Here is a 20461-nt window from a genome sequence, read left to right on the forward strand (position 1 = left end):
TAAAAGGTATCTTATATGATGGAACATCACGATTTATTGCGATCATTTAAAGATAATTGCGGTTTCGGGCTTGTAGCTAACATCAAAAACCGCGCTTCACACGAAACGCTCGAAAATGCGATCACAGCACTTGAACGTATGATGCACCGCGGTGCGGTTGCTGCGGACGGCAAGACAGGCGACGGTAGCGGTCTGCTGCTGTCCATGCCGACAGAGTTTATGCGCCACGTCTCCAAAGAGGCGGGTGTCGAACTGCCGGATCAATTTGCTGTCGCGACTGTTTTTACAAAAGACAAAAAACATTTGGAGACGCTGGAGGAAGTTTGTAACAACAACGACCTTAAAATAGTATACCGTCGTGATGTTCCGGTAGATACAAATGCACTGGGTGATCAGGCCCTTGCCTCACTGCCAAATATTGTACAGGTCTTTGTCACCGCTAATTCGATCATGGCGAATCAGCGTTTTGACGCGCTGCTTTACCTTTCGCGTAAAGAGACTGAACATAAACTGGTCTCTGTGAGAGATTTCTATATCGCTTCGATGTCATCACGTGTCATATCTTACAAAGGGCTCGTGATGCCGACGCACATCAAAGAGTTCTATAAAGATCTTCAGGACGAGCGTTTCAAGATCTCTTTTTCTCTTTTTCACCAGCGTTTTTCTACCAATACGCTACCTGAGTGGCGTTTGGCGCAGCCTTTCCGTGCTGTTGCGCATAACGGTGAGATCAACTCGGTCGAAGCCAACCGTTTCAACGTCGAGGTGAAATCGGAGTCGATCAAGAGTGAAGTCTTTACAGAGGAAGAGATCGCACGTATTCTACCTATCCTTCAGCCGGGTTCATCAGACAGTGCTTCGGGTGACAACTTCTTTGAGTTCCTGATCGTCAACGGTATGGATTTCTTCAAGGCCGCACGTGCGGTCATCCCCGCTCCATGGCAGAATGCACCGCACATGGACCCGGAACTCCGTGCTTTCTACGAGTACCAGTCAACAGTCTTTGAAGCCTGGGACGGTCCGGCTGCATTCTCATTGACAGACGGCCGCTATATCGGTTGTGTTCTGGACCGTAACGGTCTTCGTCCGTCAAAATACATTATCACACATGATGATAATCTTCTGATCGCTTCCGAGTACGGTGTTGTTGACATTCCCGATGATCAGATCAAAGAGCGCGGACGACTGCAGTCAGGCCAGATGATCGGACTTGACCTCAAGTTTGGAAAAGTGCTTAAAGACGATGAGATCAATAACTACCTAAAATCATCCAACCCGTATATGGAGTGGTTGAATGAGCACATGGTCTATCTTCAGGAGCATGTCGATGACCAGTATACGACAAACTGCAGTATTGAAGAGAGTGAACTGATCAATCGTCAGCGCTACTTCAATGTCACGCAGGAGGTCGTCGAGCAGGTTCTTGAGCCGATGATTACGGACGGCAAGGAAGCAGTTGGCTCTATGGGTGACGATACGCCGCTTGCAGCGTTCAGTACAAAACAGCGCTCGTTCTCCGACTATTTCAAACAGAAGTTCGCACAGGTAACCAACCCGCCGATCGACCCGATCCGTGAAAAAGTGGTGATGAGTCTTAACACCGGTTTCGGCGAGACACACAACATCCTGAATGAGATCCCGTCACATGCACACCGTCTGAAAGCGATATCTCCGATCATCACCTATGAGAAGCTTGAAGTGCTTAAATCGTTCGGTGACAGCAACTCGCCGCGTTATCAGGACTTTTACAAAAACAAGACCTTCTCGGTAGCCTATAAGAATGATCTGAAAGCCGCGATAGAAGCGCTTGTAGCAGAAGTTGTTACGGCGGTCAAAGAAGAGGGCGTCCGTATTGTCGTCCTGAGTGACAGCGAACTCTCAAAAGAGAAACGCACGATTCCGATGCTGTTGGCAGTGGGACGTCTGAGCCGTGAACTTCTTGACGCAAAAGTGCGTCACCTTGTCTCGATCATCGCTGACACCAGCGAGGTGATGGATTCGCACAGTGCCGCGACACTTTTGGCCTATGGGGCAAGCGCTGTTTTCCCAAGACTGCTCTTCGCTTCGGTCATTCACCGTGTTAATCAGAAGAACAACTTTGATATCAGCTGCGCCGAAGCGCAGAAGAATGCCCACTCTGCGATCAATGCCGGACTTTTGAAAATTATGTCGAAGATGGGTATCTCGACGATCGCTTCGTATCGTAACTCCGGTCTTTTTGATGTTATGGGGCTTAGCCGGGAGATCGTTGATGACTGTTTCGGTGATTCACACTGTCTTATTCCGGGTCTGGGGTACGAAGATATCGATGCCCGTATGAAAAGCGTTCACGATGAGGCATTTGAGGAGAAAGGGTTCAGTACGATATTCCCTCTCAAAATCGGCGGGTTCTACAAGTTCTACAACGGTCAGGAGTATCATGACTTCGGTCCGGACACCATTCATGCGATCCATGCGATCAGCAAATCGGGTGATCCGAAAGATTACGCCAAGCTGCGCAATATCATCAACAGCCGTGGTCTGCGTTTTATCCGTGACTTCCTGGAGTTCAAGTCCGACCGCAAACCGATCGATATCTCCGAAGTCGAGCCGAAAGAGGCGATCTTCAAACGTTTCGCATCAGCAGCGATGAGCCTCGGTTCTATCTCGCCTGAGGCGCACGAAGCGATCGCCGTGGCGATGAACACCATCGGCGCCCAGTCAAACTCGGGTGAGGGTGGCGAGGACGTCGCACGTTACAACACCAACCGGGTTTCGAAGATCAAGCAGGTCGCTTCGGGTCGTTTCGGGGTAACACCTGCCTACCTGCGTTCAGCCGAAGAGATCCAGATCAAGGTCGCCCAGGGTGCCAAGCCGGGTGAAGGCGGGCAGCTTCCGGGCGATAAGGTCACCGGTCTGATCGCACGTCTGCGCCATACGGTTCCGGGTGTGACTTTGATCTCGCCGCCGCCGCACCATGATATCTATTCGATCGAAGATCTTGCCCAGCTTATCTTTGACTTGAAACAGGTCAATCCGAAGGCCAAAATCGCGGTCAAGCTGGTCTCAACGGCCGGTGTCGGTACGATCGCAGCGGGTGTAGCCAAAGCCTATGCCGACAAGATCATCATCTCCGGCGGTGACGGCGGTACCGGTGCAGCACCGCTGACATCGATCAAGTTTGCCGGTAACCCGTGGGAACTCGGTCTTTCTGAGGCGCACAACGCGCTTAAAGCGAACAACCTGCGCGGCCTGGTAGAAGTGCAGACCGACGGCGGGCTCAAAACGGGTCTGGATGTCGTCAAAGCTGCTCTCCTCGGTGCCGAGTCCTACGGGTTCGGTACAGGCGTTCTGACGATCGTCGGATGTAAGATGCTGCGCATCTGCCATGTCAACCGCTGTTCGGTGGGTATTGCAACGCAGAACGAAAGACTGCGTAAAGAGCACTTCAACGGTACGGTTGAGCAGATCATCAACTTCTTCACCTTCCTGGCAGAAGATGTGCGCATGATCATGGCCGAGCTTGGTTTCAAAACGATGGAAGAGATGATCGGTCGTTCCGATATCCTGAAAGTCGTTGACGACGACTTCGCGAAGAAGTTCGACTTCTCGTCGGTGCTCCACCTTGAAGAGGGCGTCAACACCTGCCAGGTGCCGTTTAACGAGCCGTTCGATGACAATGCCTTTGAAAAAAGTGTCCTTGAAGAGGCCTACGAAGCGATCAAACATCCGGAACATCCGGTGCGCATTGAGCGCACGATCAAAAACGTGCACCGAAGTTTCGGTGCGCTGGTATCGGGTGAAATAGCGCAGTATTACGGTGATCAGGGACTCAAAGAAGATACGATCCGGGTCAAGCTTAACGGTATCGCCGGTCAAGCCCTCGGTGCTTTCCTGATCAAGGGAGTCTCTATCGAGCTCGACGGTGTCGCCAATGACTATATCGGTAAAGGTATGAGCGGCGGTAAGATCATTATCAACCCTATCCACCAGGGTGAAGCGTTCTCTGCCGGCGGTAACACCTGTCTTTACGGTGCGACAGGCGGTAAACTCTTTATCTCCGGCTCCGTAGGCGAACGTTTTGCTGTACGTAACTCGGGTGCCTTGGCGATTGTCGAAGGTACCGGTGATAACGCCTGTGAATATATGACAGGCGGTATTGTTGCGATCCTGGGTAAAACAGGCGGTAACTTTGGTGCAGGTATGACGGGCGGTATCGCTTTTGTCTATGACAAAGATCATGATTTTATCGAGAACGTGAACCGTGAACTGGTTGAGGCGATCCGTATCGATACCGACGAAGGGGACGAGGCAAGACATTACCTGAAACGTCTTCTTAAAGAGTATGTGAGTGCGACAGGCAGTCTGAAAGCAAAAGAGATTCTGGACACGTTCCGTATCGAGATCCGTAATTTCTGGCTTGTACGTCCTAAAAACCTTAAAAAACTACCATTAAATCAAGAGAAAGGGGATTAATATGAGAAACTTTCTAACTACAGGTCGTATTGACCCGTCAAAACGTTTAGTTGTCGAACGCACTAAGGATTTCAAAGAGATCTATGAAAAGTTTGACAAAGCAGAGGCCTCTTCTCAAAGTGATCGTTGTATTCAGTGCGGCGATCCCTTTTGTCTAAACAAATGTCCCCTTCATAACTATATTCCGCAGTGGCTGAAGGCTGTTGCTGAAAAAGATCTGGAGTTTGCGTTCAACCTCTCGAATGAGCCGTCGCCGTTCCCGGAAGTTATGGGGCGTGTCTGTCCCCACGACCGCCTCTGCGAAGGTGACTGTACCCTTAACGACGGCCACGGTGCCATCACCATCGGGTCGGTTGAGACCTTTATCAACGAAGAGGGATTCAAAGCGGGACTGGCACCTAAATTCCCGGGTATCACCACCGATAAGAAAGTCGCGATCATCGGTTCAGGTCCTGCCGGCCTTTCCGCTGCGACCTATCTTCTTCGTGCAGGGATAGCCGTGACGGTTTATGAGCGCAGTGATCGTGCGGGCGGCCTGTTGACATACGGGATCCCTAACTTCAAACTTGACAAGAAAGTGATCGAGCGCCGTCTCTCTATTTTGAAAGATGCGGGCATGGAACTTGTCGTGAATACCGAAGTGGGCAAAGATATCAGCTTTGACGAGATCGCCGACAAACATGACGCCATCTTTTTAGGCCTTGGTGCGACTAAAGCCAAAGGCGCCAGACTCGCAGGCGAGAATGCCGATAACGTCTATATGTCGATGCAGTATCTTACGGCGATTCAGCGTAAAAACTTTGGCCTGAGCTATGACAAAGCCTTCGATTTTAAAGACAAGGTTGTTGTCGTGATCGGTGGCGGTGACACGGCGATGGACTGTGTGCGTACTTCCAAACGTGAAGGGGCAAGATCGGTTACCTGTCTTTACCGCCGTGATGCCCACAATATGCCGGGATCGCAAAAAGAGTACAAAAATGCGGTGGAAGAGGGTGTTGATTTTACCTTTTACGCCGCACCGAAAGAGATCATTCTTGATGAAAACGGCAAAGCAGTCAGTGTCGAGATGATCAAAACGGTACTTGGTGCCAAAGACGAGAGCGGCCGTCAACGGATGGAAGAGGTACAAGGCAGTGAGTTCAAAGTCAAAGCTGATATCGTTATTTTAGCCTTGGGCTTTGATCCTGAAGTCCCTTCTTTCCTCGCTGAAAACGGTATTGAGACGAATGCTTGGGGCGGTGTTGTGATCAATGATAACTACGAGACGACGACTGCCGGTGTTTATGCCGGCGGGGATTGTTATCGCGGTGCGGACCTGGTTGTTACAGCGGCTCTTGATGGACGTGAAGCTGCCCGTAAGATGATCAAGTCACTTCTCGGATAGTTATGGACGCTTTTATTGAAGCGTGTTTCAAAGCGGCTATCGAAGTGGAAGCGTTTATCCGCTCGACCGAACATCATTACGGTTGTGAACCGCAAACTGAAGGTGCCGGGGGTGACCTTAGCATCAATTACGATCTTCTGGCAGAAGAAATTTTTGTCAAACATCTCTCCTCTTTCGGTAAGATCCTCTCGGAAGAGAGCGGCAGTATCGGTGAGGGGAAGGATCTGATCATCATCGATCCCGTCGATGGCAGTGATAACCTGATGTCCGAATTTCCCTATTATGGCACCTCCATCGCACTCAAACGTGATAACAGGACAGTGGCAGGTATTGTCTGTAATTTCGCCAACGGTGACTGTTTTGTGCGCACGGAGAATGAACACTACCGCCGCTCTCTTTTCAGAGAAGATGAGCGTGAAGATGTGCATGCCAACATTCATGCGAAAGTCGGTCTTTTTGAGAAGCCGGGGCTTCATCCTGATGCAGCACGCACCTTGATGGATACGGGGTTTAAATTCCGTTCTCCGGGGGCTGTAGCCCTTTCTCTGGCGTATGCCCACTCTGCACTGTATATGGTGTTTGTAGGTCCTATGCGTCTTTATGATGTCGAGGCAGGGCTCTATTTGTGCGAAGATCTGTACACCTATAGAAGCAAAGATATCCTAATCGTATCGCATAATAAGGATGTCTTTGCTAAAATACTGACAATTTTTAATTTATCTGAGGCAAGTGAATGAATCTTTTTGACCTTTTTAGCAGTTCAAACTCAACGAAACAACAAGCATCAAAAAGCGAAGCACCGGCTCACTGGATCAAATGCCCGTCCTGCCAGTCTTTGATGTACTACAAAGAGGTTGAGAACCAGAACTATGTCTGTCCAAAATGCGGTTATCACCTGCGTCTTGGTGTTGATGCACGTATTAAACTGCTTGCCGATGCAGATACTTTTGTCGAATACGATGCGAACCTCAAACCCGTCGATCCGCTGAAGTTTGTCGACAAAAAGTCTTACGTCAAACGTGTGGAAGAGGGGGTCAAAAAGACGGGACGCCACTCTTCTGTGATCAGCGGCGAGTGTGACATCAACGGAATCGGGACACAACTGGTCGTTTTCGATTTCAGTTTCATGGGCGGTTCACTCGGTTCTGTCGAGGGCGAAAAGATCGTTCGCGCTATCAACCGAGCCATTGACAAACGTCAGGGGCTTATTATTGTCTCTGCTTCAGGCGGTGCGCGTATGCAGGAGTCGACCTTCTCGCTGCTTCAGATGTCAAAGACGTCGGCAGCACTTGGCAGACTCGCTGCAGCGAAACTTCCGTATATCTCACTCTTGACCGATCCGACGATGGGCGGCGTTAGTGCCTCTTTTGCGACACTGGGCGATATCATTATCGCCGAGCCAGGTTCATTGATCGGTTTTGCCGGTCAGCGTGTTATCAAGCAGACTATCGGTTCAGACCTGCCTGAGGGGTTCCAGAGAGCAGAATTCCTGCTTGAAAAGGGTTCTATCGATATGGTTGTAAACCGTAACGAGATGAAAGATACTCTGAGCAATCTCCTTAAGATGATGTTGGGCAAATAGGCCCAACACACTGATTTAATATTTATGCAACTTTACGCCCTCTGCGATCAATCCACACTCGATAAAAAGAATTACACCTTGGAGGCATTTGTAGCGCTCTGCAACAGACATGATGCCCAGATCATTCAATACCGCAATAAAAGCGGAGACCTTGACGTTATCACCCAACAGCTTAAGACGTTACGGGCATTATGGTCCAAGACACTGATCATAAACGATACTTTTTTACTGCACCCTTTCTGCGATGGTGTTCATTTGGGGCAAGAGGACCTTTATAAAGTCGATCGTGATCCCGTGACCGCGCTCAAGAAGATCCGTAGCGCTATCGGAAAAGAGAAGCTGATCGGGCTTTCGACGCATAACAAAGAAGAGATCGACCAGGCAAACCGGCTGGACCTTGATTATATCGGTTTAGGCGCCTTCAGAGCCACCCGTACAAAGGAGGATGCCGCACCGCTTAAAGAGCGGTTGGATGCGCTAGCCGCAGGCTCAAAACACCCTGTGGCCGCTATCGGCGGTGTCCGTTTCGAAGATGTGTTCGAGAATGTCAAGTACCGGGTGATAAGCAGTGCACTGTATGGAGAGGATTAAATGAACGTAGATGTCATATCTATCGCCAAAAAAGAGCGATCTTTATACGATCCGCTTAATAAAGAGCTCATAAAGATGTCATCACGCTTCGCAAAAATTAACGATATCGAACTTTTCAACAAAGATGTTACGAAAGCACACACCCTCTCTACGGAGGCCGCACAGAAGGCTTATACAAAACTTTTAGAACCATATTTGCAGGGTGCTTACACGGTTGCATTGCACCCTGATGGAAAAATAATCAGTTCTACTGACTTTAGTAAGCTTTTAGAAGATAAAATGTCAGTTAAATTTTTTATTGGTGGTGCCTACGGTTTTGAAGATCCGTTTTTAAAACAGTGCGATAAGGTGATCTCTCTCGGGAAGATCACGATGAGCCACAAGATCGCCAAAGTGGTCTTGCTGGAACAGATCTATCGCGGATTTTCTATCTTAAGCAACCATCCATATCACAAATAGGACATTAAATGCGCAACAGTGAACTAGAATTTTTCGTTGACTTACTAAAGTCACGCAAAGCACAGATCGAAAAGAACATCGCCGGTGTTCAAAAAGAGCTCGGCGAATTACATACGTTAGAGCTTAATGATGAAGGCGATTATGCTTCTGTCAGTAACGAAAATATGCGCGAGATGGCGATTGGGATGCAGCAGGAATTGGAATTGATAGAGATTGAAGTTGCTTTGGGTAAAATTAAAGACAAGAAATACGGTATTTGTGAGATGTGTGAAGAAAACATCTCCATTCAGCGTCTTAAAGTGAAGCCGCATGCAAAGTACTGCATTGATTGTCGGGGGATCGTAGAAAAACAACACCAATAAGGATATACGATGTATATTAAACGCTACACTATAGCTGCATTTATCTTGATGGCCTTAGTCGGCTCATATTTTTATATCTCATTTCCTAGTGAGAAACTCGCTGTAGTGGTGTTGGGAATAAACCTTCCGGTTCTTCCTTTGGCCTTTTGGGTCGTTCTCTCCATGTTCGCCCTTTACCTGGCTTCTGTCGGGCATATGCTTTACTATTCGATCATCGGTTCATTCAAATTGCGTAAATACCGTAAAGATTCAGAGACATTTGCCGACTCGATAAAAGATGCACTCCTCGGAAGACTGGAACGCAATCACCAATATAAAACAGACCGTTATGCTCTTTTTGGAAACGTTCTTGACAACTCACGTCTTGAGATGATCAATGCCATCCGTGTTACCGGTGACGAGAAACTCGACCATGTGATCGAACTGGTGACGAAGATTAAAAACGGTGAAAACGTAGATCTGAAAAAATACCGCCTTTCACTTGAAAACCCTTTAGTGCAGCAAAATGACATGAATGCTTATAAAAACAGCGAGCTTTCTGAAGAACAGGTCCTGAATAATGCCGACAAATATTCAGACGAACTTGTCTCGCTGGCATTTACCAACTATGCAAAAACTGCACCGCTTCACCTGATTGAGAAATATAAAGCATTTTTGAACAAAGAGGTTCTCTTCAAGATCGTGGCACGGGTGAATGCCGATGAAAATATTCTTGATATCTCGACAGACTCTCTGATCGCGATGTTCAGCGAAGTCGAGTTGAACGAAGAGGATCTTGTCAACCTCTCGGCAACACTTTCTGAACATATGCTGCCTGATGAACGTATCAAGCTTTTCCAAAAGCTCTCTGAAAACAGCGAAGTTGCTACGCCGGCATACCTCTACACGCTTTTTGACCTGGAGATGCTGGCACCTGCGGAAGATATTCTTGAGAACTCGCAGCCTGATGAGTTCATCTACTTTAAGGCCTACAAGGCGCTTAAAGACTGTAACCAGAACTTCAGTATCGACCTCTTCATCCCTCACAAAGTCTACTAGTAAAAGTTCCAGCTTTGGCACACCTTGCACCGAAGTTCACCACTCGACGTACCGATGTACGCCTTCGGGTTCACTTCGGCACAATCTGCACCAAAACAAGGGTACCGCTCGCGTAGCGATGTTTCCTTGAAATCTGAAACTTTTTCAAGTTCAGTTTGTTTGAAGATGAGCTTCGCCATCTTTCTATAATCCATTCACCATTCACCATTCACCATTCACCATTCACCATTCACCATTCACCATTCACCATTCACCATTCACCATTCACCATTCACCATTCACCATTCACCATTCACCATTCACCATTCACCATTCACCATTCACCATTCACCATTCACCATTCACCATTCACCATTCACCATTCACCATTCACCATTCACCATTCACCATTCACCATTCACCATTCACCATTCACCATTCACCATTCACCATTCACCATTCACCATTCACCATTCACCATTCACCATTCACCATTCACCATTCACCATTCACCATTCACCATTGCGTAGCAATATTCTGCTATAATTCCACATCTAATTTCCTAGGCAGAACATGACAGATAAGATCTCATTTGACAAACCGCTTTATGTATTGGCTCCGCTTGCCGGCTTTACCGACCTGCCGTTTCGCAGTGTCGTAAAGAAGTTCGGTGCCGATCTTACCGTCAGTGAGATGATCAGTTCCAACGCGCTCTCCCACGGTTCCCAAAAAACCTTTAAGATGCTCGAAAAATCGGTACTTGAAGATCCTTATTCCGTGCAGATCTCAGCTTCTGATGCCGATGTGGCACGCCAGGCTGTCGAGGTGCTCAACGGTGAAGAGGGTATCGATGTTATTGATCTCAACTGCGGGTGTCCTGTCCCTAAGGTTTTCGGTCACGGTTCCGGTTCAGCACTGCTTGACGATTTGCCACGTCTGACCTCGATATTGCGTGCCATCAAAGAGACATCCAACAAGTCGACGTTGACAGCAAAGATCCGCTTGGGCGTCAACGAAAAGAATCATGTTCAGATCGCACAGGAGATTGAAGCAACGGGTGTCGACTTTATTGCGGTCCATGGACGCACCCGTGCCGGAAAATTTAAAGCACCGGTTGACTATGACGCTATTGCCGAGATCAAGGCGGCTGTCAATATCCCTGTTATCGCCAACGGCGATATCGACAGTTTTGAAAAAGCGCAATGGGTGCTTGAACACACCAAAGCGGACGGTGTGATGATCGGCCGCGGCGCAGTCGGCGCACCGTGGATCTTTCATCAGCTTAAGAGCGGTTCTGCCGAAATATCGCTCGACCTTAAACATGAGATCATCATGGAACATTACGACAAGATGATCGAGTTTTACGGCCCCCGCGGCGTGGCGATGTTCAGAAAGCACACGCATACCTACTCAAAAGGCTACCTTGGTGCCTCTGCGATGCGTGACCGTGTGAACCGCATCGACGATATGGATGAGTACCGAAAAATTCTGAACGACTTTTTCGGCAACGGGGCCCTGGCTTAATATCAGGCGGTGCCGCTCACCGTTTGACTATAATCTGCAGAAAACTGGATCACAGCTACATTTACACCTCAAAACTCAAAAACCGGTTCTCCCCCGGGTCCGTCAACTTTTTTTTGTTTCCGGCATCTATTCCGTTTTCCAGGCAGAATCTTGGAAATCGTCGTTCATTGGCTCAGCCTCCGAATGCCGACACTCCGCCGTGCAAGAGTGTTAAAGAGTAATAACGGTATGTTTATCTATTCGCAGGCCAGGATATTGCCGCTGTCTTTGGCGTATTCGGTAAGAAAATCTTTGAGGTGTCTGGACTTTTTAATATAGATCGGGCTTTCGAAGTACGCCCATGACTTTATAGAATCTTTTGACAAAAGATGGCGTTTTGCCAACCCGTTGCCCTGATCCCGCATGAGTGTCTGCCATTCGCTTTTTGTCCTGGATGACAAGAGCTCGTCACCTCTCTGGTGACAGGACTGGCAATCCTCAACATAGGCTATACGCCCTTTGTAGATGGCAGCATCGCTGCTTGGCACAAATATTATACTACTGATAGATAGTATAAATAGAATGGAAAGACGCATAGGATACCCCGCTTTTAGATGTAATAAGTCGGGTATGATACATCAATAAAGCGTTATAAGACAGGTATTCGTAAAATATATTACATAGCGTGATAATCATGTGATTTCAGTCACTTCGGAAGCTTCCGCTCTTTTAGAAAAGAGTGGAGACTACGCTTACGGGTAATGCGAGTTGATAAGCTCGGCGAGTTCGTCTTTTTTGACAAAATCCGCGCCCATGCTGATGATAAAGGACGATGCCTCTTCAAGACTCAGCGATGTCGAGACCACTAACGCCTCTTTTACGATCACCGTATAGCCGCTGGTCGGGTTCGGCGAGGTCGGTACAAAGAGGACGCAGACCCCTTTGTGCCTGTTGAGCACGTAGGCCGGGACCCAGACATCCGGTTTTGGATACTCCACCAGCACCACCTCTTTTTTGCCGCCTTCTTCATTCCCTGAAAGCATATTGGCCACTTTCTTCGAAACGGAGTAGATGGTCCTGATAGCAGGGACGTAGTCAAAGAGACGGTCGATCGTCGAGATGATGATGGATCGGCCGTACTTCTCTATGGTATAGCCGAGCATGGCGAAGAGAAGGACTACCGTGATCATCAGCCCAACGGTGATGCCGAAAGAGTCGGTGTACTGGTGGAGGCTGAAATAGGCGCTGATACCGATGTCTTTGAGGAAGTTGACAACGATGAGAACCAATACGAGAGGAAAGAGCGAGAGTGCCCCGACAAAGATATAGCGTATAAGTTGTTTGAACCAGTGGCCGAGCATAGTGTCTCCGGAATTTAGATTTTTTCCATTATAGCCTGTGCCGCGTTACAGTGCACTATAGTCGGAACGCATGTTCGCAGCGTTGTTTTTGTACCGGTTTTCTCTTTTTAAATCTTTTACCAACATTAATGTCGCATTAACTCGGGCACACTATATGCATTGATATAAGTATTCTTTTAAGCGCAACAGCATGCATACACCATTTTCTTACGGTGCTCGAACATAACTTGAACGGAAATATTGCTACACCAAGGACCTCCTATGGGAACACCGATCGATTATATCTATGAGAACAAGCTGCAGTGGCAGCCATCATTTAACGGCGCATTAGAAGTACCCGGCCGCTTCGGCTATCGCGGCGCACTTGTCGTCACACCGGGCAAGTTTATCTCACCCGAGAAACAGATGCCGCCCAAGGTGATGCTTAAGCATGCCATCGCCATTACGGATGATGCGGCGATGCTGATGCTTGCCGCCGAGCTGGAGAGCTTTGATGATTTCGCCGCGGCTTTTGAAGGCTATAAGAGTCTTTTGACTGCCGATACCCTGGTAACACTGTTTGTCAATGACCTGCTCAGCGACGCTCTTTTTGATTACGAGGGGATTCCTGTCTACGCCTTCTCTCTAGACGAGAGTTCGGTCTGGAACGAACTTATCGATCACGCCGACCTGGAGAAGCGCGAACTCAAGCGCATGGGTGCCGAAGAGAAACTGGACACGCTCTACGACGGTCTGAAAGCCTCAACACTGCGCGCACCGAAACTGACATACGATGAGGCCTGCGCACTGAAAATGTCCTAAACGCGTCGGACCGCCTGGAGCGCTGCCTGCGTCTTCCGGTCTGCTGCCGCGCTTCATGTGCGTTCTATCCTTAATCCCAAAACCCACCTTACAAACAATAACCCCCTCCAAAGCCGTTATCCGTTATAATCGCGCGAAATGGTTACTAAGGACTTATATAGATTATGCTAGAGATTATTGAACTTCTTTTTCTGGGTGCTGCCGTCGGTGTGCTTTCGGGCTTTTTCGGTATAGGCGGGGGGACGATACTTGTGCCGGCACTGCTCTTCATGGGCTATGACATCAAGACGGCTATCGGTATCTCGGTGGTGCAGATGGTCTTCAGTTCGATTTACGGCTCCTACCTGAACCTTCGCAAAGGGACGCTTGACATCAAGATGGTCATGATGATCGGATTCGGCGGGTTCGCGGGAGCGCTTTTGAGCCCTTACATCATCATGACACTCTCCTCGAAGACCCTTGAAGCGATCTTCCTCGGCTTTGTCCTTTTTGCGCTGGGACGAATGTTCTTCAAGACGACCGAGCACCAAGATGAACGCAGCGCGCATCCGGTCATTCTCTTTTTGATCGGTGCGATGCTGGGTGCTTTTTCCATCTCCATCGGGGTCGGCGGTTCGATCCTGCTGGTACCTCTGCTGGTCGGTTTTCTGCATGTGCCGCTTAAAAAGGCGGTCTCGGCCGGGCTCTTTTTTGTCGTCTTCTCCTCGCTGTCTGGCCTTATCGGACTCTCTGCGGTAGGGCAGATCGACTACTACAGCGGTACCGTCATCGGGCTGGCCTCTCTGGCGGGTGTGGCCGGCGGTATCTGGTTGAAGCACCAGGTGGTAGACAAACAGCACAGGATCGCACTGATGGTCTTCTACATCGGTGTCTCAGCATATTTATTTTACAGATTGGTAGGTCAAAATGGATAAGATCAAAATTACAGGCGCGCGTGAAAATAATCTTAAAAATATCTCGCTTGAGGTGCCCAAAAATCAGCTTGTCGTCTGTACCGGGCTGAGCGGCAGTGGCAAGTCGACGTTTGCTTTCGGTACACTTTACGCCGAGGGTCAGCGCCGCTACCTGGAGAGCCTCTCAAGCTATGCCCGCCAGTTCCTTGACCGTATCGGACAGCCCGACGTCGACAAGATCGAAGGGCTGACGCCGGCGATCGCAATCGACCAGAAGACCACCTCTAAAAACCCGCGCTCGACCGTCGGGACCATCACCGAGATCTACGACTACCTCCGTCTGCTCTACGCGCGCATCGGGGTGCAGCACTGCCATCTCTGCGGCAAAGAGATCTCCCAGATGTCTGCGTCGGACATTATCGACCAGGTCAAAAAACTGCCGGTGGGTGCAAAGATCGTCATTCTGGCACCGCTGATCCGTGAGAAGAAGGGGACTTTTCAGGATCTTTTTGAATCTTTGCGCCACAAAGGGTATGTCCGTGCGATGATCAACGGGGTAATGACCCGTCTGGACGAGGAGATCGAACTCTCCAAGACCAAGAAACATACCATCAAAGTGGTCATCGACCGTATCGTCATCAAAGAGGACAACCAGGACCGTATCGCCCAGGACGTCGAAAAAGCGCTCAAAGAGAGCTACGGCGAGGTGGAACTGGAGTTTCTGAACCATGCCGAGATGGGTTATAAAGAGAACATCATCCACTACTCGGAACACAATGCCTGTTTCGACTGTAAAGTGAGTTTCGAGCCGCTTGAGCCGCTCACCTTTTCGTTCAACTCGCCCAAGGGCGCCTGCCCCGAATGCGACGGTCTCGGCGTGCGTTATGCGCTTGACCAGGAGAAGATCATCGACGTCGACCTGCCGATTGAGAAGGGGGCCGTCAAGATCATCTACGGTTTCAACAAGGGCTACTATTTCACCTTTCTGAAAGGGATGTGTGCCCATAACAATATAGATATCACCGTGCCGTTCGGCGAGTTGAAGCCGCACGAGCAGAAAGCGGTCATCCACGGCGGTATCGACGAGATCGAGTTCGAATGGAAAGGGCACCCCATCAAGCGGGTATGGCCGGGAATCACCCGTATCGCCTACGATATGTTCAAAGACGACAAAGAGCTGCAGGACTATATGAGCGAGAAGAAATGTAATGTCTGTAACGGCAACCGTCTTCGCCGGGAATCGCTTGCCGTCGATGTGGCAGGCAAGAAGATCTTTGAAGTGATCAACCTGCCGATTGATAAGAGCTACAAATGGTTTGCCGATGAAAAGACCTTTGATTTTCTGAATGACCAGAACAGCATGATCGCACTGCCTATCCTCAATGAGATCAAAGAGCGTCTCTTCTTCCTTTACGACGTCGGACTGGGCTACATCACCCTTGATCGCGATGCCCGTTCTATCAGCGGCGGCGAGGCGCAGCGCATCCGTATCGCTTCGCAGATCGGTTCGGGTCTGACCGGGGTGATGTATGTGCTGGACGAACCGAGTATCGGTCTGCATGAACGCGATACCCTGAAACTGATCCGTACCCTACGCTCTCTGCAGGAGAAGGGCAACTCCGTCATCGTCGTCGAACATGACAAAGAGACCATCGACAATGCCGACTACATCATTGACATCGGCCCGGGTGCCGGTAAATTCGGCGGCGAGGTGGTCTTTGCCGGGACGCGTAAACAGCTTGAGAAGGCGAAGACGGTCACAGCGGACTACCTTTCCGGCCGCAAGATGGTCGAGTACTTCCACCGTCGTCGGCAGGAGAACTGGCTGGAGATCAAGAATGTCAGTATCAATAATATTGAGGACCTCTCTACCCGTATTCCGTTGGAAAATTTCGTCTGTGTCACCGGTGTGAGCGGCAGCGGCAAGAGCTCGCTGATCCTGCAGACACTGCTGCCGACGGCTCGCGAGCTGCTCAACCATGCACGCAAGGTCAACAAGGTCGCCGGCGTCGAGATCAACGGTCTGGAGCAGCTTGACAAGGTAATCTACCTCGACCAGAGCCCGATCGGCCGTACGCCGCGCTCCAATCCGGCGACCTATACGGGTGTGATGGATGAGATCCGTAATCTCTTTGCCAAGACCAAAGAGTCCAACATCCGCGGCTATACAGCATCACGATACAGCTTTAACGTCAAGGGCGGCCGCTGTGAGAAGTGTCAGGGCGAGGGCGAGATCAAGATCGAGATGCACTTCCTTCCCGATATCATGGTCAAGTGTGATGCCTGTCACGGCACGCGCTACAATGCCCAGACGCTGGAAATTCTCTACAAAGGCAAGAGTATAGCTGATGTCCTGGCAATGAGCGTCGAGGAGGCTTTTACCTTTTTCGAACCGATCCCGAAGATCCATATCAAGCTCAAGACGCTGGTCGATGTTGGTCTCGGCTACATCACGCTCGGCCAGAATGCCGTCACTCTTTCCGGCGGTGAGGCGCAGCGTATCAAACTTGCCAAAGAGCTGAGCCGTAAAGATACGGGACGTACCCTCTATATCCTTGATGAGCCGACGACGGGACTTCACTTTGCCGATGTGGACCGCTTGACAGGGGTTCTGCACCACTTTGTCGAGCTGGGCAACTCGGTACTGGTCATCGAGCACAATCTCGATATGATCAAAAATGCCGACTACATCATCGATATGGGACCCGAAGGGGGCTCCGGCGGCGGACGGATCATGGACGAAGGTTCGCCGGAATCCATGGCAATAAGCTATAAAGAGAGCGGCTCATACACGGGAGAGTACCTCGCCAAAGAGCTGGCTCTGCACAAATAGGAAGCTGCTTGATCCTTTTTCGTATCTCTGATGTCATGCGCATCGCTTCACAGAGCGACTTTAACGCCGGGATGGAGTACTACCGCCAGGGTCGAAGTGCCGTCAAGTCTTTTGAAATGGTCGACGAAGGGCATATGGTCATAACGGCTACGACCAAAGGGAGCCACAACTACGTCCAGTCCATCAGCGTGATGGTCTACGGCAATGAGGTGCGCTTGAACGGACGCTGTTCCTGCGGCGGCGATGAGAACTGCAAACATGTCGTCTCGGCGGCGCTTACCTTCATGAACGAAAATACACTTGTCAGAGAAGGAAGGGCGGTGCAGAAAAGTGAGGGCCAGAAGTGGCTTGAGCGTCTGGAAAAGTCCCTCGAACCCGAACCGGTCAAAAAATCCATCCTGATCTACCGCATTTCGCCGACACAGGAGAGGGGAAAGCTGCAGCTGGTCTTCTACCGGGCACGCCTGCTCAAAGAGGGCGGCTACGGCAAACAGAAGCGTATCGAGTTTCATCAGCTGCGTTCGAGCTTTATGCAGCGCGACTTTCTCACCGACAACGACCGTGAGATCCTTGAACTTTTCGGGGCGCTGGAGTCGAAAGTGAAGCGCAATGCGCAGATCGAGGGCGAACTCGGCGGTCTGCTGCTGGAGAAGATGGTCAAAAGCGGCAACTGTTACTGGCACGGCAACCGTAACCGTGCCTTGAAGTGGGGTGAGCCGCTCTCGGCCTCGCTGCTCTACAAAGCGGAGGGCAAAGAGCACTATCGCCTCGCTCTCGATCTTGGGAAACAGTATGAACCTCTTATTACCCTGCCGCTGTCGTATGTGGATACCAAAGAGCACATCGCCGGCCGATTGAAACTGGATGGGTTCGATGCCCGACAGCTCGGTCTGCTCCTTCAGGCACCTTTGCTGACAAAAGAGGAGGTCAACGCCTTTGCACTCAAGGCCATCGAGACGCTGCCATCGTTGCCGCTGCCTGATACCCTGGCGGTTACCGAAATAAAAACAGACCCGAAAGCGAAACTGACACTCTTCGCCTCTGAAGGGAAACACTGTTTGAAACTGCGTTTTCTCTATGATGCCTATGAACTTGAAGGCGGCCGTGCACAAACGACAAAGGTACTGAAAGAGGGTGATACATACCTGAAGATCATCCGCGACAATGCCTTTGAAAAGAGGTGTGAAGACACACTGCAAACGATGGGCTTTGTGGCGGATGAGAGCGGCGAAAACGACACGTTTATGCCGGAGGGAAACGGACACGATGCTATCGAAATCTGGCGTGCATTCGTTCAGCACTATCTGCCGGATTTGAAAGAGGATCGGTACGTAATAGAGGTCGATAACAGCTTCCTTTTCCGATTTGAAAAAGGGGGTGAGGTTAAGCTCGATATCGAACCGAATAAAAACTGGTTCGACGTGGAGATGTCGGTCGATTTCGAAGGGGAAAAACTGAATCTTCTCTCTGTCGTCAGTGCGCTGCTGGAGCAGCAGACCGACATCGACAGTCTGCCCGAGACCCTCTCCTTTGAAGTGGCAGAGAACCATTTCATTACCCTCGATTCGGCGCAGTTCAGGCCCGTACTCAAGACCCTTCTGGCCCTCTATAAAGGGGAACGTGTCGAGCGCCTGGAGATCAGTTCGTGTGATCTCCACCTTCTGCCAAAAGGGCCGTCCGTCAAACTCGGCGGCAGTGCCAAAGAACGGGTGAAAAGGGTCAGAAAAGAGCTCGAAAGCTTTGACGGCATCGAAAAACTGGAGCACGCCAGTGGGCTGCAGGCGACGCTGCGTGGCTACCAGCAGGAGGGGCTCAACTGGCTCGGCTTCCTGGAGCGTTTCGGATTCGGCGGCATCCTTGCCGACGATATGGGGCTTGGCAAGACGCTGCAGACACTTGCTTTCCTGCAGCGGCTCAAAGAGCAGGGAAGACTCGACCTTCCGGTCTTGATCGTCGCGCCGACCTCGCTGCTGGGCAACTGGAAGAACGAGGCGAAGAAGTTCACACCCGACCTGCGTGTGGAGCTCCACCACGGTCTCAAGCGAAACAAAAATATCCACCTCGACTGTCAAAGCGACATCGTCATCACTACCTATGCGCTGCTGAGCCGCGATTTGGCCCTTTTCGAGCAGATGCGGTTTGGCTACTTCATCCTCGATGAGGCGCAGAACGTCAAGAACCTCAAATCCAAGGTCCACAGCGCCGCCAGGAAGATAACGGCGAAGAACTTGCTCGCGCTGACGGGGACCCCGATGGAGAACCACCTCGGCGAACTCTGGTCGATCTTCGACGTGGTGATGCCGGGCTTCCTCGGCGACTACAGCACTTTCAAACAGTTCTACCAGACACCCATCGAGCAGGAACACTCTCTTGAGCGCCAGGAGATACTGCGCGACAAGACCGCCCCTTTCATGCTGCGTCGTACCAAGGAGAAGGTGGCAACAGAGCTGCCGCCCAAAACCGTCATGACGCGCTCCGTCACCTTCGAAGGGCCGCAGGCGAAGCTCTATGAGGGGATACGCATTGCGATGGAGAAGAAGGTCAGAGAGGTGATCGCCGAACAGGGGCTGGGAAGAAGCCACATCACGATCCTCGATGCGCTCTTGAAACTGCGGCAGGTCTGCTGCGATCCGCGTCTGGTGCCGCTGGAGGAGGCGAAGAAGGTTCATGCGTCCGCCAAGCTGGAGATGCTGCTTGAACTGGTCGAGGAGCTCTTGGAAGAGGGGCGACGTATCCTCATCTTCTCGCAGTTCACCTCGATGCTCTCCATCATCGAAGAGGCGCTCTTGCAGAGATCGGTCCCCCTCGCCAAACTGACGGGCAGCACGCAGAACCGGGAGAAGGTGATAGAGCATTTCACCGGCGGTGAAGCTGTTGTCTTTCTCATCTCGCTGAAAGCCGGCGGCGTCGGCCTCAACCTCACCGAAGCCGACACCGTCATCCACTACGACCCGTGGTGGAATCCCGCTGCCGAAGAGCAGGCCACCGACCGCGCCTACCGCATTGGGCAGGAGAAACCGGTCTTTGTCTACAAGCTGATCATCGAAGATTCCGTGGAAGAGAAGATCCTTGCCCTGCAGGAGCAGAAGAAGCAACTTGCCAACTCGCTGTTCAGCGAGAAGAAAGAGGGTGTTTCTGCGCTGGATGCCGAGAGTCTATTGGAGCTGTTTAGCTAATCTGAACCTTTGAAGATATTGCCAAGGGAGATGATGGCAACGGG

General features: G+C 50.5%; 16 protein-coding genes. 14 read left to right on the forward strand and 2 right to left on the reverse strand.

The genetic code is table 11. From position 1 onward, the window contains the following. Window positions 1-15 precede the first annotated feature (15 nt). The 10 genes from gltB (at window position 16) to dusB (ending at window position 11374) form a co-directional block, all read left to right on the forward strand. The gene (gene gltB, locus WCY20_RS05995) at window positions 16-4455 is read left to right on the forward strand and encodes a glutamate synthase large subunit (RefSeq protein WP_345977789.1); all 4440 of its coding nucleotides are present in this window, start codon (window positions 16-18) and stop codon (window positions 4453-4455) included. Window position 4456: 1 nt separating this feature from the next. After that, on the forward strand, window positions 4457-5839 hold the full coding sequence (locus WCY20_RS06000) for a glutamate synthase subunit beta (protein ID WP_345977791.1): 1383 nt from the start codon (window positions 4457-4459) through the stop codon (window positions 5837-5839). 2 nt (window positions 5840-5841) lie between these two features. Next, complete coding sequence (locus WCY20_RS06005) at window positions 5842-6576, forward strand: inositol monophosphatase family protein (protein WP_345977792.1); 735 nt, start codon at window positions 5842-5844, stop codon at window positions 6574-6576. Continuing rightward, window positions 6573-7421, forward strand: a complete 849-nt coding sequence (gene accD / locus WCY20_RS06010) for an acetyl-CoA carboxylase, carboxyltransferase subunit beta (RefSeq protein ID WP_345977793.1) — start codon at window positions 6573-6575, stop codon at window positions 7419-7421. The genes WCY20_RS06005 and accD overlap by 4 nt, the downstream gene beginning before the upstream one ends. A 24-nt stretch (window positions 7422-7445) precedes the next feature. Continuing rightward, window positions 7446-8012: a thiamine phosphate synthase gene (locus tag WCY20_RS06015; protein WP_345977795.1), complete on the forward strand. Its 567-nt coding sequence runs from the start codon at window positions 7446-7448 to the stop codon at window positions 8010-8012. Then, window positions 8013-8471, forward strand: a complete 459-nt coding sequence (locus WCY20_RS06020; RefSeq protein ID WP_345977797.1) for a 23S rRNA (pseudouridine(1915)-N(3))-methyltransferase RlmH — start codon at window positions 8013-8015, stop codon at window positions 8469-8471. It abuts the gene before it with no gap. 8 nt (window positions 8472-8479) lie between these two features. Beyond that, the gene (dksA, locus tag WCY20_RS06025; RefSeq protein ID WP_345977798.1) at window positions 8480-8833 is read left to right on the forward strand and encodes an RNA polymerase-binding protein DksA; all 354 of its coding nucleotides are present in this window, start codon (window positions 8480-8482) and stop codon (window positions 8831-8833) included. A gap of 9 nt (window positions 8834-8842) precedes the next feature. Further along, window positions 8843-9871, forward strand: coding sequence for a hypothetical protein (locus WCY20_RS06030; protein WP_345977800.1), 1029 nt, complete (start codon window positions 8843-8845; stop codon window positions 9869-9871). Window positions 9872-10026: 155 nt separating this feature from the next. Next, window positions 10027-10380, forward strand: a complete 354-nt coding sequence (locus WCY20_RS06035; RefSeq protein WP_345977802.1) for a hypothetical protein — start codon at window positions 10027-10029, stop codon at window positions 10378-10380. 43 nt (window positions 10381-10423) lie between these two features. Further along, window positions 10424-11374 (forward strand): tRNA dihydrouridine synthase DusB, encoded by a 951-nt coding sequence (gene dusB / locus WCY20_RS06040; RefSeq protein WP_345977804.1) that lies wholly within the window; start codon window positions 10424-10426, stop codon window positions 11372-11374. A 236-nt stretch (window positions 11375-11610) separates the two neighbouring features. Here dusB and WCY20_RS06045 read toward each other — a convergent pair whose 3' ends face one another. Next, a complete protein-coding gene (locus WCY20_RS06045) occupies window positions 11611-11901 on the reverse strand; it encodes a cytochrome C (RefSeq protein ID WP_345977806.1) in 291 nt (96 codons plus the stop codon). Window positions 11902-12105: 204 nt separating this feature from the next. Further along, the gene (locus WCY20_RS06050) at window positions 12106-12714 is read right to left on the reverse strand and encodes a DUF502 domain-containing protein (RefSeq protein WP_345977808.1); all 609 of its coding nucleotides are present in this window, start codon (window positions 12712-12714) and stop codon (window positions 12106-12108) included. Window positions 12715-12975: 261 nt separating this feature from the next. On the opposite strand from WCY20_RS06050, the gene WCY20_RS06055 reads away from it, so the two are divergent. The 4 genes from WCY20_RS06055 to WCY20_RS06070 all read left to right on the forward strand — a co-directional run bounded on the left by WCY20_RS06055 (window position 12976) and on the right by WCY20_RS06070 (window position 20417). Further along, window positions 12976-13515, forward strand: coding sequence for a hypothetical protein (locus WCY20_RS06055; protein ID WP_345977810.1), 540 nt, complete (start codon window positions 12976-12978; stop codon window positions 13513-13515). A 164-nt stretch (window positions 13516-13679) separates the two neighbouring features. Beyond that, the gene (locus WCY20_RS06060; protein ID WP_345977811.1) at window positions 13680-14429 is read left to right on the forward strand and encodes a sulfite exporter TauE/SafE family protein; all 750 of its coding nucleotides are present in this window, start codon (window positions 13680-13682) and stop codon (window positions 14427-14429) included. Continuing rightward, window positions 14422-17241, forward strand: coding sequence for an excinuclease ABC subunit UvrA (gene uvrA / locus WCY20_RS06065; RefSeq protein WP_345977813.1), 2820 nt, complete (start codon window positions 14422-14424; stop codon window positions 17239-17241). Before WCY20_RS06060 ends, uvrA begins: the two co-directional genes overlap by 8 nt. 8 nt (window positions 17242-17249) lie before the next feature. Further along, a complete protein-coding gene (locus tag WCY20_RS06070) occupies window positions 17250-20417 on the forward strand; it encodes a DEAD/DEAH box helicase (protein WP_345977815.1) in 3168 nt (1055 codons plus the stop codon). The last annotated feature ends 44 nt before the right edge of the window (window positions 20418-20461 follow it).

The organism is Sulfurimonas sp. HSL3-7 (assembly GCF_039645985.1).
Classification (GTDB): domain Bacteria; phylum Campylobacterota; class Campylobacteria; order Campylobacterales; family Sulfurimonadaceae; genus Sulfonitrofixus; species Sulfonitrofixus jiaomeiensis.

Bases quoted from the DNA above. Each gene is read 5' to 3' on its own strand.
- gltB (WP_345977789.1), top strand. From the start codon at position 16: ATGATGGAACATCACGATTTATTGCGATCATTTAAAGATAATTGCGGT.
- uvrA (WP_345977813.1), top strand. From the start codon at position 14,422: ATGGATAAGATCAAAATTACAGGCGCGCGTGAAAATAATCTTAAAAAT.
- WCY20_RS06060 (WP_345977811.1), top strand. From the start codon at position 13,680: ATGCTAGAGATTATTGAACTTCTTTTTCTGGGTGCTGCCGTCGGTGTG.
- WCY20_RS06030 (WP_345977800.1), top strand. From the start codon at position 8,843: ATGTATATTAAACGCTACACTATAGCTGCATTTATCTTGATGGCCTTA.
- accD (WP_345977793.1), top strand. From the start codon at position 6,573: ATGAATCTTTTTGACCTTTTTAGCAGTTCAAACTCAACGAAACAACAA.
- WCY20_RS06015 (WP_345977795.1), top strand. From the start codon at position 7,446: ATGCAACTTTACGCCCTCTGCGATCAATCCACACTCGATAAAAAGAAT.
- WCY20_RS06050 (WP_345977808.1), bottom strand. From the start codon at position 12,714: ATGCTCGGCCACTGGTTCAAACAACTTATACGCTATATCTTTGTCGGG.
- dksA (WP_345977798.1), top strand. From the start codon at position 8,480: ATGCGCAACAGTGAACTAGAATTTTTCGTTGACTTACTAAAGTCACGC.
- WCY20_RS06005 (WP_345977792.1), top strand. From the start codon at position 5,842: ATGGACGCTTTTATTGAAGCGTGTTTCAAAGCGGCTATCGAAGTGGAA.
- WCY20_RS06000 (WP_345977791.1), top strand. From the start codon at position 4,457: ATGAGAAACTTTCTAACTACAGGTCGTATTGACCCGTCAAAACGTTTA.
- dusB (WP_345977804.1), top strand. From the start codon at position 10,424: ATGACAGATAAGATCTCATTTGACAAACCGCTTTATGTATTGGCTCCG.
- WCY20_RS06055 (WP_345977810.1), top strand. From the start codon at position 12,976: ATGGGAACACCGATCGATTATATCTATGAGAACAAGCTGCAGTGGCAG.
- WCY20_RS06020 (WP_345977797.1), top strand. From the start codon at position 8,013: ATGAACGTAGATGTCATATCTATCGCCAAAAAAGAGCGATCTTTATAC.